The organism is Commensalibacter nepenthis, from assembly GCF_029953305.1.
Lineage (GTDB): Bacteria > Pseudomonadota > Alphaproteobacteria > Acetobacterales > Acetobacteraceae > Commensalibacter > Commensalibacter nepenthis.
Map to the genome: position 1 here is coordinate 271,576 of NZ_JASBAN010000001.1, position 15,882 is coordinate 287,457.

Consider the following 15,882-nt stretch of genomic DNA (forward strand, 5'->3'; position numbering starts at 1 on the left):
ATATTACCCCGCTAATTCAGAAGCAGACTTCACAATATTTTCAACACTTAATCCAAAATAATCTAACAAAAACGAAGCTGACCCTGTTGGTGCAAAATGAGAAACACCTAAAATCCGCATTTTTGTAGGATGATTTTCAACAACAACTTCGGAAACAGCTGCTCCCAAACCACCTGTTGTCATTGCTTCTTCCATCGTGATAATTCCACGTGTTTCCAAAGCCGCTGCAATAATTGCTTCTTTATCAATAGGATTGATCGTATGGATATTTAAAACTCTAGCTGAAATGCCCTCTTGTTCCAAAATAACTGCTGCTTCTAAGGCTCTGGGAACTAAAATGCCCGTCGTCATTAATGTGACGTCATTCCCCTCTTTTAATAACAATGCTTTACCCACTTCAAAAGAAGCAGTTTCTGGCGTTGTTTTAGGGATTTTAAAACGATTAATACGCATATAAACAGGTTTATTCGCTTGAACAGCCCAATGAATAGCATCTTTGGTTTGCTTTGGATCGGCAGGGTTTAACAAGGTAATATCTGTTAATGCTCTGATCCACGAAAAATCTTCAATAGAATGGTGGGTTGGTCCCAATTCACCATAAGATATCCCTGGGCTTTGTGCACATAAAATAATTGGATACATATTATATGCTACATCAGCCTTGACTTGTTCCAATGCACGACCACTTAAAAAGGGACCTGCACAACTGACAAACGGAATAAATCCACTATTCGCCAAACCCGCTGCAACACCAATCATATTTTGTTCAGCAATACCAACATTCACCAAACGATCAGGAAATTCTTTTTTAAACTCATTTAAGTTTGAAGAACCAACGGAGTCATTACAAACAATAACAATACGCTCATCCTGACGTGCCAGCTCTATTAATGTTTGTGCAAATATTTGACGACAATCAAATGTTTCTGGTTGAGATAAAGATGTCATGAGTGTGTTAACTCCTTAATTGCTTGAATATTTTGTTCAGCTGAAGGAACCTTGTGGTGCCATTCCACTCTATTTTCTATAAAGGAAACCCCTTTTCCTTTGATCGTATTGGCAATAATCGCTTTGGGCTTGCCTGTATCTGGAGCCTCCATCACATTTAATAATTCCGCAAAATTATGCCCATCTAACTCATACGTATCCCAACCAAAGGCACGCCATTTATCTGCCAAAGGATCCAGTGAATTGGTTTCCTCTGTGCTTGCGCCTTGTTGTAATCTGTTTCGATCAATAATCGCCATCAAATTCCCTAATTTACGATGACCACCATACATTGCTGCTTCCCAATTTGACCCTTCTTGTAATTCACCATCCCCTAAGACAACAAAAGTTCGATATGTTTTTTTAGCCAAAGAAGCACCAACTGCACAGCCAACCCCAATGGGCAATCCATGCCCCAATGGACCTGTATTTGCTTCTATTCCTGCCAATTTACGACGATTTGGATGCCCACCCAAAAAAGATAAAGGCTTCATAAATTCGTTTAATTGTTCATGCTTAAAATAACCTGCTTTGGCCATCACAGAATATAATGCCGCAGCGCAATGTCCTTTTGATAAAATGAATCTATCCCTATCTGCCCATTGGGGGTCTTGTGATTTATAATTCATTACTCCAAAAAATAATGAGACTAAAATATCGGTAACAGAAAAATCCCCCCCGATATGCCCCATTTTTGCAGCAGCAATTGTATTGACAATATCAACACGAATTTCAGAAGCAATTTGACTTAATTTTGCAATTCTTTCTGGATCATCTTTTTGTAAACATTTTTGAATTATAGTCATCAAATAAACCCCAATCATAAATCAAATTTTAATTATGAATATTTATTCAATGTATGATAATATATTCATAATTAGATATGATCGTGTTTATTAGAATTGGTCAATAAAATAGTAGAATGATAACAGTATTGTGATAAATCAAAGACTGTCACCAATCTTCAAAAGATTAAAAAAAAACTATATGAAACAATGTCTTATTATATGATATTCATCAATAAAATATGTATGTAAATTAAAATATAAAGAAAGACTCTAATTGCGGCCGAATGCAATCCCTGCTTTTTAGTTGTAAATTGCGAAACAGCCGACCATCACGGCATGTTTTAGGCTTCAAAATGACCCAAAACCTAGAATACCGCCTAATAATAGCTCAGTGTAATTTTTTGAGATTAAACAATAACCATATCGATTATTTCATCTGATTACGTTGAATAATAGAAGATTTCGCAATATCCTTTTGCTCTAACATCGCCCCTACAGCAAATAATAATTCCTCTTGATGAGGTTTCGCAATTAACTGTAAACCCACTGGCAATTTCCCATCTCGGTTTAAAGGTACAGATAAAATAGGACAGTGGCTCATGCTTAATGGCTGCGTATAAATTCCTAAATTCACCCGAGCTGATACAGGGTTGCCATTCACCATAACAACAGGATTATCAATTTGAGGCGCAACAGATCCAACCACTGGAGCAATTAACAAATCATAATCATTAAAAATCCTCGCTAAATATTGTTCAAACCATCGTTGAATTTCTTTAGCTTTTAGATATGTCGAAACAGGTAATAATCCGCCTGCCATTAAACGCTCTCTGGTGGCGGGATCATATTCTAAGGGTTGTTCACGTAAGGAGGGCAAATGGAGTTTCCCTCCCTCTGAAGCGGTTATGAGAAACGATGCTGCACGTACTTGTTCAATATACTGTAATTCTATTTTTTTATTATATCGAAATAAACCAGTAATTTCTTGGATAGAATCTAGAATATCTTGATCGACATCTCTTTCAAACCATCCTCCGATTTGTGCAATTTTCACAGATGGAATAGATGGAAAAAAAACAGACTCTTCCTTTCCAGCCATTACATTAAAAACAGTTTTTAAATCTTCTATTGTTTGGCAAAAAGGACCAATCGTATCAAAGCTCTCTGCAAATGGATAAACCCCTTGCATCGGGATGCTTCCATAAGTGGGGCGAATACCCCATACTCCACAAAGAGAAGCAGGCACACGAATAGACCCATTCGTATCTGACCCCAAAGCAAATGGAAATAATCCACCACCAACTGCTGCGGCTGATCCTCCTGATGATCCCCCTGCAAATCTTGAAAAATCATGTGGATTATGCGTTATACCATGATGAGCATTATCGGTGACAAACCCATACGCAAATTCATCCATATTGGTCGTGGCAACTGGAATAGCCCCTGCCGCACATAAACGACGAATGATTTCAGCATCTTGTTTTGCAGGTTGATTTTTGGACAAAAACTTAGAGCCTGCTGTTGTAACTTCACCTTTAACGTCAAATAGATCTTTAACCCCAAACGGCACCCCTGCCAAAGAGCCAATATCCTTACCTTGCGAGATAGAATTATCTATTTCTTTGGCTGATTGTAGCGCACGATTTTGTAAAACACGTGTCACACTATTAATTGAGGAATCATAGTGAGATATTATCTCTAGATAAGAAGAAATAACTTGTTGTGCAGAATAGTGTCCAGAGCGAATATTCGTTGTGATTTCTTTGATAATGCTCACAGTCTCGTCCTTATTCTTCTATTTCAGGAATATCAAATTGATGAATAAGTTGGCTATATTGATGCAAAAGCTTGGTATTATTTTGTACACCTTCCCTACATTCATCAGGAATAGTTAAATTAATGCTATCAGAAAGCATCTGAATCATTTGATAAAATCGATCATTACTCATTATTAACCCCTTGCTGAAATCATAGCAACGCACGCCATGCTTTGTTAATCTTAATCTTTTTTAGCAGGCATAAAAGAATTATCTTTATCAAATATTCTTTTTGCACAGAGATTTGATGATTTTCTAAAATATTTGCTTTACTTTATATTCATTCCCTTATTTTTGATATTAAGCAGTTTTTATATTGTACTACCCAACGCACATGCTGTTTATCACCCTTATTTTAAGTAACAACACACAACAAGAAATTAACCAATATTGATAAAGTAAAAATCATTCCATCGATGATATTTCTAAAACTTTTTAAATACACCTTATCAAAGCGATATATTAATGGGTTCCTCTTTACACATCCCAAGAAATTAGTCGTTAATTTAAAAACTATTGATTGCTTTACTTTTATTGACTATATCCTTGCTTTATCACAATCGCGTAACGCAAATGGTTTTATCGAAGATTTAATCAAAATCAGATATATTGACGAAAACTATCAGTTTTTTCATCGCAAACATTTCTTTTCGGACTGATATTATATTGTTGCTAAAAATGCCGAAGAAATCACGCAGAAAATCAGTCTCAATAATGTGACTATTTTCAAACGTCTCAATCAAAATGGCAATCAAGTTTATTTTCGTAACGCGTCTTCATTATAGAAAAATGGTAAAGCCATTAATAGTTCTTTTTTAGAATATATCAAACATAAACCTAGAATTATGGTTCTACGCGCTCAATGATCGCCTAAACAGATCGTCTGGTTGTCAGGGCTGCGGTCAACGTACCTTCATCCATGACTTCCAATGAGCCACCCATTGGAATTCCTTGGCTTACCTGCGTAATTTTAACACCCCAAGGCAGCAATTGGTCATATAACCAATGCATTGTTGTCACCCCATCGACCGTTGCACCCAATGCTAAAATAATTTCTTTGACTTGTTGCTTTTCTAAACGTCGTAATAACGGGGCAATATTTAAATCCTCTGGTCCAATCCCCGACAAAGGAGATAATGACCCACCCAACACTTGATATCGCCCTTTAAATATTGCCGTTTTTTCCAACGCCCACAAATCACCAACGGTTTCCACAACGCAGATTTGTTCGGCATGACGATCGGGGTTATTGCAAATGATACAAGGGTCAGAGCTGTCCAAATTCCCACATTCAGAGCATGTCTTAACATGGTCAGCCGCTTGTTGCAAAGCCTGTGCCAAAGGCACCATACGTGACTGAGGTTGCTTTAATAACGCCAGAGTGGCTCTGCGTGCAGAACGTGGCCCCAATCCTGGTAATTTGCTTAATAAAGCAATTAATCGTTCTATTTCAGGGCCACCCATTCTTCTGTCCTTTAATAATATATTACTGAATTACAACTTCGTAATATATAATCATTTAGAAAGGTAAATTTAACCCCTCAGGAAGATTCATACCACCCGTTACTTTTTGCATTTCTTCTTTGGTTTTTTCGTCAAGTTGACGACGTGCTTCGGTATAAGCAGCAACGATTAAGTCTTGTAACATTTCCATTTCATTCGCATCAGCAAGTTTAGGATCAATTTTAATTGATTTCATCTCCCCTTTACCAGCCAATTGCACGGTTACCAATCCCGCTCCAGAGGAACCTTCAACGGTAATTTGTGCTAATTTTTCTTGCATTTCATTCATTTTGCTTTGCATCTGAGACGCTTGCTTCATAAGATTAGCAAAATTTTTCATAGTTTATAAACTCCATTCGTTAAAATCATTTTATTCATCAGGATCATAGGGCGGAATTTCAGGATCATCAAAACGCATTGCCCCTTCATCCCCATCCATTGATGGAATATCTTCTGGAAACAAACCATACTCATCTAACTGAGGATTGACAAGTTTCCCAAGCTTTGCACCAGGAAATATTTCCATAATTCCCAAAATAAAGGGATCTTGTCCGACTTCTTTCAAATCTGCCTCGGCTTGAAGCACCTCTTGCTCCATCAAAGAGGGTTCCCCTTGATGTTGAGACAACACAATCGTCCAACGCTGGGTCGAATATTCATTCAAGAGTTTAGAGAGCTGTTGCGCGAGATTATTCGGAGCTTTGTCTTCCACCCTAAACTCAATCATGGGCGGAGCAAACTTAACCAAATGCACTGAATTTCGCAAATGCGCATGTAATAAACGCTCTTGCTTTTCTTTGACGAACACAACAACTTCACGCCAACTGTGCCAAGTTGTTTTTTCGTGAACAGGTTCTATTTGCTCTTGGACTTCTGGCACAGCATAGGCTTGCGCCACCTCTGGCTGAGAATATCCTGTTGAAACAGCACTATTTTGCCCCACAGCATATAAAAATTTATCTCCGCCTCCTGAAACTGAAGGAGATGCCAGAGAGGATGAAGAAGCAGTAACTTTTCCACCACTCATCTGAGCATTACCGCCCCCATTTTTAATTTGCTTGATTAACTCATCAGGAGACGGCAGGTCGGAAACATAACATAAACGAATCAGCACCATTTCAACCGCAGCTTTGCGATTAGGTGCCATATCAACCTCACGCGTTCCTTTTAACAGCATTTGCCATGTGCGTCCCAAAACAGGCACAGAGAGTTTGTCTGCTAGCTCTCCCCCTTGAATACGCTCAATCTCGGAAAGTTCGGCACTATTTTTTAAAGCAGGAACGGATTGAATCCTTGAGATTAAATGCACCATATCCAATAAATCTGCCAGTAACACTCCTAAATCTGCACCACTGGCATAGGCTTGATCGGTTAATGCTAAGACTTGATCGGGCTTGCCCGCCATCATTGCTTTGAATAAATCAAATACTAAGGCACGATCGGCAAAGCCCAACATTTCTGAAACAGTTGAAGCTTTGATCTGTTCAGCCTCATCCTCGCCATCTCTTTGCGCAATCGCTTGATCGAGTAAAGACAACCCATCTCTGACCGACCCATCCGCAGCTCTGGCAATTAAATTAATGGCTTCTGGAGCAATCGATACATGTTCCAGCTCGGCAAGTTTCGCAAAGTGATCTTGTAACTGTTCTTGAGGCACTCGGCGCAAATCAAAGCGCTGACAACGGGACAATACCGTCACGGGAACTTTACGAATTTCAGTTGTTGCAAAAATAAAGGTAACTTGCTCTGGGGGTTCTTCCAGCGTTTTTAAGAGGGCATTAAATGCATTCCGAGAAAGCATATGCACTTCATCAATGATATAGACTTTCATCCGTGCTTGTAATGGACGGAAACGAGACCCTTCGATGATCTCACGCACATCATCCACCCCTGTATGAGAGGCAGCATCAATTTCTAAAACATCAGGATGACGATCCGCTAAAATGGCTTTACAATTTGGACAAACACCACAAGGGTCAGCCGTTGGCCCGCCATTACCGTCCTCTCCCACACAATTTAATGCACGTGCAATAATACGAGCCGTCGTTGTTTTTCCAACCCCACGCACCCCCGTCAGCATAAATGCATGTGCCACTCGTCCCATGGCGAAAGCATTACGCATCGTGCGTACCATTGCTTCTTGACCAATTAAATCATCAAAATTCTGAGGGCGATATTTACGGGCTAAGACACGATACGATTTTTCGACTTTTGGTGCAGCTTGAGGCAAATCTTCGAATAAACCAGCGGATTGTGTCTCATCAGGTAAAGGAAAATTCTCGTCCGGAAGATCTGTCATCAACTCATTCCAGGAAATAAAATAATAAAATCAGGACATTTAATCAAAGACCTGCATCTTTACCCTTAACGATCAATGTAAGGTGGCAAGCCACAAATGACCCGAATGATACTCGCAATGGCTGCTTCCTTCCGGACCTGACCGAGTTCACAAGGTATTCGTCCACTCATGACTTCCCACCCCTCTTCTAGCACAAAAGGGTGGGTAGATGACAAGTCTTTTTTTTTATTTTATGAAAAATTATTCACCCACAACGGCACCGCCAGAATGACGATAGTCAGTACCGCCATAATAAATCCGTTTTCCATCTTTGTCTTTACCGACAACAATACCCTCGGCAATTCCCCATGTAGAGTATAAATCCAAAGGATACCCTTTTTTCTTTAACCCTTCACGAACTGCGGGACTTAACGCATTAAATTCCAATTGCACAGGAACAGGCTCCCATTGTTGATGGATACGCGGCAAATTAATCGCTTGTTGAATATTTAAATCATAATCAATAACGCCCGTTAATACGGATAACACAATCGTTGGAATACGAGAACCACCAGGGCTGCCAATCACCATAAAAGGTTGATTATCTTTCGACACAATGGTTGGTGTCATAGAAGATAAAGGCGTTTTACCAGGGGCAATGGCATTGGCTTTGCTGCCAACAATCCCGTACATATTGGCTTGACCTGCTGCGGTGGCAAAATCATCCATTTCATCATTCATAACGATTCCTGTGTTTCCAGCAACCACACGCGCACCAAACCAACCATTCAGCGTATAAGTCATGGAAACAGCCATACCGTCTTTATCAATGATAGAGAAATGCGTGGTTTCATTTTTCTCATGTGTTTGTTGCACGCCAGCTTTCGCATTTTTAGCCAATTCCACTTGTCCTGGAACCAAAGCAGCAGAATTAACAGCGTGTTTAAAATTCAAAGCTTTACGAATATCAGCTGCATATTGTAGGTTTAAAAAACGTTCAATATTATTTTGCACAAACGCTGGGTCTCCTAAATCTCTGCGATCAGAATAAGCACGACGCATGGCTTCGATTTCTCTTTGAGCTGCTGGTAATGTTTGCAATCCCAGCTTTTTCATATCATAACCACCAATGATATTCAGCATTTCACATAATGCCACCCCACCACCACTTGGAGGCGGTGCTGTATCAATCACATACCCACGATACGAACATGTCAAAGGCTGCATAATACGCGGTTGATAGGTTTCAAAATCTTTCATTTGTAAAATACCACCATGTTTTACACTAGCAGCAACAATTTGTTTGGCTATTTTTCCTTTATAAAACGCATCATTCCCTTTTTCAGCAATCAATTTCAGTGTTCTTGCCAAATCTTCTTGACGAAATATATCGCCTACTTTCCAAGGGGTACCATCTGCTTTTAAAAAAATCTTTGCCGCTTCTGTATCTTTGGCAAAATCAGCCGTTGCAGTTGAGAAAAGTTCAATATCTTCTTTGGTTAAAACATATCCATCTTTTGCAAGCTTGATCGCAGGGGCAATCAAGTCCGCTCTGGATTTACTACCCCATTTTTCACGAACCAACTCCATTCCTGCCACAGTTCCAGGAACACCAACGGCTTTCCATCCAAGAACAGATGCGTTTGGAATGACCTTACCATCTTTGTCTTGATACATTTTTTCAGTGGCAGCACTGGGGGCTTTTTCACGGAAATCAACAAAATGAGCCTGACCATTTGGCAAGCGAATGGTTAAAAAACCACCCCCACCAATATTCCCCGCCGCAGGATACGTCACCGCCATTGCATAGGCCACCGCAACCGCAGCATCCGCAGCATTTCCACCATCTTTTAAAACTTGTGCGCCCACTTTGGCAGCCAAATCACTGGCAGAAACCACCATCCCATTATAGGCTGCAACAGGTTGCGTTGGAATATTCGCCGCAGGCGTTCCACCAAATGCCAGCGCATCCACCCCGTTTCCAGTTTGCGCATAAGCAGAAAGAGAAAAACAGCTGCCTGACAACAATAATGCACCAAAGGCGGATTGTAAAACACGTCGTTTTAATGTTGAAGAAATAGTTTCCACGGCAATTCTTTCTTGATATAAATTAAAGTCTATATATTTTAAAAATAGTAATCTATTCCTTATCAAAATGTCTATAAGCAACGAGTATTAATATTGTTTGATTCTTCAATAAATACAATTCGAAACGTTAAATTTTAACAACCTTGTCCAAGATAGATTAACAACATTTAATTTTGAAGATTTTATCGACAAGATTTCTAAAAACTACAATATTATAAAACATGCCCAATCAATGATGAGGCTGGGTCTTTTGCACTATTTTACCATCAAATCAATTTACGCTTCGATCATCATCAATTATGGTTAAGACAATATGAATTTAATCACATACAAAATATAACTTTAAATCACCATCTTATTCATAAAGGTACCACCATTCAACAAGTCAAAAATATTTATATGATATGAAAATTCAGTTTACAGAAATCCAAAATACTCAACAAATTATTCTAGTTACAAAGCATCAAGTAAAATTATATTTTAATTTAGACAATCAATATTTCTCAACAGCCATACAATCTTGGTTTTAAGCATTGTTGATCCTAATCATGGCGCAGCATAATATTTCAGTTACTATATGATATATTATTTGATTTTATTCATAATAAATTGATTGTCACTCATAAATGTAAATAAATCAAATAAATATAGACAACAAAAAAATCGACATCATCTGATGAAATATCAAGACTATCCCATGCTCCTTCTTTAGATTTTTGTGTTACATTACCATATTTATAACTGTCATCTCACAAACGCCTCACAACTTGTCAAAGTTAATAATAAAGCACTTATAAAAATTCTTGTATTTTTCATGATTTTATTTCATAAAAAATTATAATTATTATAAATAAATATATAATTAAAATAATTTTATAATTTAAAATCAATCATATATGATAAAAAAGGCTATGTTGTTAAAAAACAACACAGCTTTCTACAAAATTAAAGCAAAATTGATTTAATCTTATTGACCTAAATTACCGCATTGACCGAACAAAGCTGCAAATACTTTGGCAACAGCCACAGCGCCAGGATCAGGATTTCCAACCAAGCTTTCACTATTCAAATAAGAAGAACGACCCGCATTTGCTTTGGTTGATTTTGCGGTATCTTCGGCGCCTTGACCAGCAGCTTTTGCAACGGCTTCTAAACTATTATTTTTTTTAAATGCTTCTAAAGCAGGCTCCAACGCATCAATCATGGTTCTGTCACCAAGATCAGCACCACCATAATGCTTCATTTGATTCAAACCAAATAATAGTCCTTCAGCCAAAGATTTACCTTCAGCGAGTTTTTGCCCTGCACCTGTAAAGAAGATAGAGAATAATACTCCACTGGAGCCACCCATCACCACAGCCAAACGTTCACCAATCACTAAACAAAGTTTAGATTGGTCTGCTAATGGAAGATTTTGAGCGTTTAATAATGCTGCAATCCCACGTGCACCAGCAGCAAAAGTTGCACCAGTATCGCCATCACCCACTTTGGCATCAAGCGCATTTAATTCATCCTCCAAATCACTTAACGTCTGGGTGACAACATCAACGATTTTACCCGTAACTTTGTCATCAGAAGGGGTATATTGAACTTTTGTTTCGACTGTTTCCAAAGAAACAACAGACATTTTTTCAGGTTTGACAGCACCAACCCAAAATGATGCCTCTGTTGGTGCTGTTAATGCTTTTTCAATCTTCTCATCAAGAACCAACAAACTCAAAGAAAAGCCCTTCATATCCAACGCAGTCACAACCAATGCTGGTCCAACCACATAATCAATTTGTGAAGCAAATGTGCTATGGTAAAGCTCTTTGGTTACAATCGCCATCTCTAGAGCAGAAACACCACCTAAATTATTCACCATCACCGCTACACGATTATTCTTGGTAATATGAGGTGTTAATTTTGATAACATCAGCTCAATGACTTCACGACTATTTTGCGTTGCCACTTTACTAGCACCAGGTTCACCATGAATACCCAAACCTACTTCAATAGAACCCTCTGGGATACGTTGTGCATCCCCTTTTGCCTGAGGTAAATGACAGCCAGACATCGCCACACCAATGCTGAATACTTGTTTATTTGCATAATCCACAAATTCTTTAACTTCTGCCAAAGAATATCCTGCTTCTGTGGCATATCCAGCCATTTTATGAACAAAGACTGTCCCAGCAATTCCGCGAGGTTGTTTATTATCTGGCAAAGAAATATCATCACGAACGATGACCATTTCAACTTTATAGCCCAAATGTTTTGCTTTTTCAGCAGCCAACCCAAAATTTAAACGATCACCCGTATAATTTTTAATCACAAGCAGACATCCAGCCTCACCCGTCACAGCAATAATTGCTGTTAATACGGCATCAACGCTGGGGGATGCGAATAAATCACCACATACAGCTGCCGTCAACATTCCTTTTCCAACGAACCCAAGATGTGCTGGCTCATGCCCTGCACCGCCTCCAGAAACAACGGCTACTTTTTGCTTGTCCCAATCTTTACGCACAACGATACGCATCGAAGGGTCTGTATCAAGTTTAGCAAGATTTTTATGAGGAGCTGTCACCAAGCATCCTTCTATAGCGTCATTTACAAGTTCTTTACGATCATTAAAAAAGAAATTTGACATGATCCATCCTTAAATTTTTAAAAATTATTAAACAACAACTACTACTATGCACCAAGGCAAACAAACATGACAAGTCACTATTCAAGTTTTTGTGAAAATATATAGTTGTTATCAATATTAAATTGTATTTTCATAGTAAACAATGAATATTATTCTAATATTTGCCGATAATGAAAAAACTATGCTTCTTAAAAATATCACTATAATAACACTACAATGGATATTGCGCCTGCTTTTAATGGCTTGTTTATGCTTTGCGTGTTATTGGATGCTTGTCATAACAGCATTCGATACCAGTAGCCGATATTATCAAGAATTTCGAACTATCATTATCTATACTGCTCAATTAGATATTCCGCCTTCCCGACAATCTGAAGCAGAAAAGAGATTCAATGAATGTATTAAAACCGTTAAAGCTTTTACACATTTTGACGCCCTAAAAAAATGTATACATCGCATCCCATGAGTATCATCCAAATGGCTTCCAACCTACATTTGATAGCAATTCGAATTTATTGGGCAATGATCTTTTGTTTATGTGTATTGCTGATTTTTCTGATTATTCATTATTATCGTAATCATTATTACGATCCAGAGCGACATCTATTTCAACATTATATCTGGTCGGTTGCTACTATGAATTTATCCCAACAAAATCAGATTTCGTTTGAACATTGTTTAAATTCTCAAAATTCAAACAAAATATATCCTTCTTTGATTATTAAAAACTGCTTATCAAAAACAAACATAATTTTAAAGCAAGAAAATAATCAAATTCGCTCAATTAAATAGATATTGTTGATCGATAGATTTAAGATGATTTTATAGCCACATAAAACTCTGCTTATAACAGAGTTTTATGACAAAATATGATTTGCACTAAAAAATTGTCTAATAAACTGTCCTAATCACAAAAAAAAACTGTTACAATCATCATAATTCGTAAGGAGGTTGATTCATTCCTTTAGGAGAATAAGTAAATACTTCAACACCGTCTTCAGTTACACCCATCATATGCTCAAACTGTGCACTCAAAGAACGATCACGTGTGACAGCTGTCCAATCATCATCAAGGATCTTAACATCGGGTTTACCCACATTTAACATCGGTTCAATAGTAAACACCATTCCAGGTTTCAATTCCAACCCTTGCCCTCTTTTTCCATAATGCAAGACATTTGGTTCTTGATGAAACACACGTCCAATACCATGACCACAAAAATCTCTGACTACCGAAAAGCGTTGTCCTTCGGCATATTCTTGGATCACATGTCCAATATCACCCAAAGTATTGCCTGGTTTTACCTCTTTAATCGCACGCATCAAAGATTCATAGGTCACATCAATTAATCTTTGTGCAAGACGAGATATTTTACCCACAACATACATACGGCTGCTGTCACCATACCACCCCTCTAAAATCGGGGTCACATCGATATTTAAAATATCGCCATTCATTAAGCGACGATCGCCTGGGATACCATGACAAACAACATGATTAATCGAAATACAACAAGATTTTGGAAAACCATGATAATTCAAAGGAGCAGGAATTGCACCATGTTCTATGGTATATTCATGAATAATTCTATTCAACTCTTCTGTGGTTACGCCCTCTTTAACAAACGGGGTAATCATATCTAGCGTTTCAGCAGCTAGACGTCCAGCGGCTCTTAACCCAACAAAATCTTCTTGAGTATAAAATACCATCCGTCGATCCGCCATATAAGCCTCCAAATGAAATAAACTTAAAATAAAATACCCAACCAATAATACATATTAGTTGGGCAAGGTAAACTCATTCTTAATAACATTTATTAATAAGATTAAAAATTATAGGAGATTTTTTATCTTCTTTTATGTTTAGCAGTATGTTTTGTCGTTGCCTTAGAAGCCTTCGCTTTTTTCGATTTAACAGGCAATTGAGCAACCTGAACAACGCCACCTTTTGAAGAACGCGTCGCTCTGGCCAAAATCACTTTGGAGCGTTTATGCGACCGTCCCCGTTGTGTTGCTCTGGCTAAAACGAGAGGTCTTTCAGCTGGTGTTACCCCATATTTTGAAAACCCATCATCCAACGCACTCATCATCACCGCATTACGTCGTGAGTTACTGGGGGCTCCCATCACAACCCCAACCAAACGCACGTTCCCTTGCACTGCAGAACCGACTAAATTATGTCCAGCCGCCGCAGTATATCCCGTTTTTAAACCGTCAGCCCCAGCATAGCCTTTAATCAAAGGATCATGATTAGGTATCGTACGACCGCGAAAATTGAAGGAAGGAACTTTGAAGAAAGGGTAATATTCGGGATAATCTAAAATCAAATGACGCGCTAGGGTCGCCATATCTCTTGCGGTAGTCACCTGATCTGGGTCTGGTAATCCTGATGCATTCCGAAAAGTAGAATCATTCATCCCAATGACTCTGGCTTGTTGGGTCATCATTTGAGCAAAACGTGGCTCGTCACCACCGCCAATAAATTCACCCAATGCACAAGCAGCATCATTCGCAGACTTCGTGACCAGTCCCAAAACAGCTTCACGAACAGTAATCGTTGATCCTGCTCGTAACCCCAATTTTGAAGGTTCCATAGAAGCCGCATGAATAGAAACAGGAATACGTTGATTTAAAGAAATCGCATTAGCATGTAACGCACGAAACGTCATATACAATGTCATCATCTTTGTCAGACTGGCAGGATAGCGCTGTAAATCAGGGTCGTCTTTGGAAATGACCTTGCCATTAATATCCGTCACAATGGTGCTAATACGACCAGCATATTGAGCATGTGCCATAGGAGATAAAAGAAATGCACAAATCGATACTGAAAACGCAAAAAAACCAATTGCTTTCTTTGTATGTAACGTTAACAATGATTTTTTAATCGAAAATTTTCTTTTGATTAAACGATCGTGATTATAATCAGAAATATATCCTATCACTTTGCTCCCCTAATACTGCCCGAATGACTTATAAATTAATGATTATTTTTAGTAAAAATTATGTAAAGAAACCGTTCTGTTTCTTTAAACATAATCAACCATAGCCCTCATCTTTATGCATCCGTCAAGGTTAGCATTTTTATTTCCTTCTATCAATCAAAGAATCTTATAAAAACATAAAATATAAACATATATTACAATTGTTTAAAGTATAATCGTAAGTCACTAGGGTATAGATAAAATATGAAAAAACATTGCAAGAACTTATTTTTAAGTCAAAACAAAGGAATAACTGCTTGTAAATGAAAAAAAGATGTGTTTAGTTTCTCTGTAACTACTTTCAAATGAAGTAAAACTATCCATTATCTTAGAATGATATCCCTTTATAATATGTCCGTGAATATGTCTGTTTTGTTACCTTTTTATCATCACACAACCCAAAGCACGTTTTCTTCTACCGATTCTCAGATACTCGAAAACGTCGATAGTTTGTCATTACAACAAACAAAAAAACCACCAATGTATAAAATCATCATGCTAAATGATGATTTTACACCAATGGATTTTGTTGTTTACGTCCTTGAAAGCATTTTTCAAAAAGAAAAAGAAGAAGCCATTAAGATTATGTATGAAATACACAATACGGGCATGGGAAATTGTGGTGCCTTTACCTATGAAATTGCTGAAACAAAACAAAATCAAGTCATGCAATTATCAAAAAAACATCAACATCCTTTGCAAACTATCCTTGAAAAAGAATAATTCAACTCTATTTATTTAATAACATATCAAAATGAGTGGGATTATGCATATAATACATCTTTTTTTTGATAAATATTGTTTG

The 15,882-nt window shown here is 37.9% G+C and carries 13 protein-coding genes and 1 other RNA gene; 2 read left to right on the forward strand and 12 right to left on the reverse strand.

The window, feature by feature from the left end; all coding sequences use genetic code 11:
• Nucleotides 1–3: 3 nt before the first annotated feature.
• From QJV33_RS01225 to QJV33_RS01240, 4 genes are all read right to left on the reverse strand, one after another.
• Nucleotides 4–948, reverse strand: coding sequence for a transketolase family protein (locus QJV33_RS01225; RefSeq protein WP_281461608.1), 945 nt, complete (start codon nucleotides 946–948; stop codon nucleotides 4–6).
• Nucleotides 945–1,793 (reverse strand): transketolase, encoded by an 849-nt coding sequence (locus QJV33_RS01230; RefSeq protein WP_281461609.1) that lies wholly within the window; start codon nucleotides 1,791–1,793, stop codon nucleotides 945–947. Before QJV33_RS01230 ends, QJV33_RS01225 begins: the two co-directional genes overlap by 4 nt.
• A gap of 409 nt (nucleotides 1,794–2,202) precedes the next feature.
• Entirely contained in the window at nucleotides 2,203–3,552 is a 1,350-nt protein-coding gene (locus tag QJV33_RS01235; protein WP_281461610.1) for an AtzE family amidohydrolase, read from the reverse strand.
• Between the two features lie 10 nt (nucleotides 3,553–3,562).
• The gene (locus QJV33_RS01240; RefSeq protein ID WP_281461611.1) at nucleotides 3,563–3,724 is read right to left on the reverse strand and encodes a DUF4089 domain-containing protein; all 162 of its coding nucleotides are present in this window, start codon (nucleotides 3,722–3,724) and stop codon (nucleotides 3,563–3,565) included.
• A gap of 284 nt (nucleotides 3,725–4,008) precedes the next feature.
• Between QJV33_RS01240 and QJV33_RS11990 the strand changes: the two genes are divergently transcribed.
• Nucleotides 4,009–4,251: an N-acetylmuramoyl-L-alanine amidase-like domain-containing protein gene (locus QJV33_RS11990; protein ID WP_408869644.1), complete on the forward strand. Its 243-nt coding sequence runs from the start codon at nucleotides 4,009–4,011 to the stop codon at nucleotides 4,249–4,251.
• 211 nt (nucleotides 4,252–4,462) lie between these two features.
• Here QJV33_RS11990 and recR read toward each other — a convergent pair whose 3' ends face one another.
• The 8 genes from recR to QJV33_RS01280 form a co-directional block, all read right to left on the reverse strand.
• A complete protein-coding gene (gene recR / locus QJV33_RS01245; protein ID WP_281461612.1) occupies nucleotides 4,463–5,056 on the reverse strand; it encodes a recombination mediator RecR in 594 nt (197 codons plus the stop codon).
• Between the two features lie 55 nt (nucleotides 5,057–5,111).
• Nucleotides 5,112–5,435 (reverse strand): YbaB/EbfC family nucleoid-associated protein, encoded by a 324-nt coding sequence (locus tag QJV33_RS01250; RefSeq protein WP_271790200.1) that lies wholly within the window; start codon nucleotides 5,433–5,435, stop codon nucleotides 5,112–5,114.
• Nucleotides 5,436–5,465: 30 nt separating this feature from the next.
• On the reverse strand, nucleotides 5,466–7,394 hold the full coding sequence (locus QJV33_RS01255) for a DNA polymerase III subunit gamma/tau (RefSeq protein ID WP_281461613.1): 1,929 nt from the start codon (nucleotides 7,392–7,394) through the stop codon (nucleotides 5,466–5,468).
• A gap of 82 nt (nucleotides 7,395–7,476) precedes the next feature.
• Nucleotides 7,477–7,571, reverse strand: an RNA gene (gene ffs, locus QJV33_RS01260) — signal recognition particle sRNA small type.
• A gap of 63 nt (nucleotides 7,572–7,634) precedes the next feature.
• The gene (ggt, locus tag QJV33_RS01265; protein WP_281461614.1) at nucleotides 7,635–9,461 is read right to left on the reverse strand and encodes a gamma-glutamyltransferase; all 1,827 of its coding nucleotides are present in this window, start codon (nucleotides 9,459–9,461) and stop codon (nucleotides 7,635–7,637) included.
• Between the two features lie 967 nt (nucleotides 9,462–10,428).
• The gene (locus QJV33_RS01270; protein WP_281461615.1) at nucleotides 10,429–12,093 is read right to left on the reverse strand and encodes a dihydroxyacetone kinase subunit DhaK; all 1,665 of its coding nucleotides are present in this window, start codon (nucleotides 12,091–12,093) and stop codon (nucleotides 10,429–10,431) included.
• Nucleotides 12,094–13,026: 933 nt separating this feature from the next.
• Entirely contained in the window at nucleotides 13,027–13,818 is a 792-nt protein-coding gene (map, locus tag QJV33_RS01275) for a type I methionyl aminopeptidase (RefSeq protein ID WP_281461616.1), read from the reverse strand.
• 122 nt (nucleotides 13,819–13,940) lie between these two features.
• Nucleotides 13,941–14,891: a D-alanyl-D-alanine carboxypeptidase family protein gene (locus QJV33_RS01280; protein ID WP_281463361.1), complete on the reverse strand. Its 951-nt coding sequence runs from the start codon at nucleotides 14,889–14,891 to the stop codon at nucleotides 13,941–13,943.
• 549 nt (nucleotides 14,892–15,440) lie between these two features.
• On the opposite strand from QJV33_RS01280, the gene clpS reads away from it, so the two are divergent.
• The gene (gene clpS, locus QJV33_RS01285) at nucleotides 15,441–15,800 is read left to right on the forward strand and encodes an ATP-dependent Clp protease adapter ClpS (RefSeq protein ID WP_281461617.1); all 360 of its coding nucleotides are present in this window, start codon (nucleotides 15,441–15,443) and stop codon (nucleotides 15,798–15,800) included.
• Nucleotides 15,801–15,882: the final 82 nt, after the last annotated feature.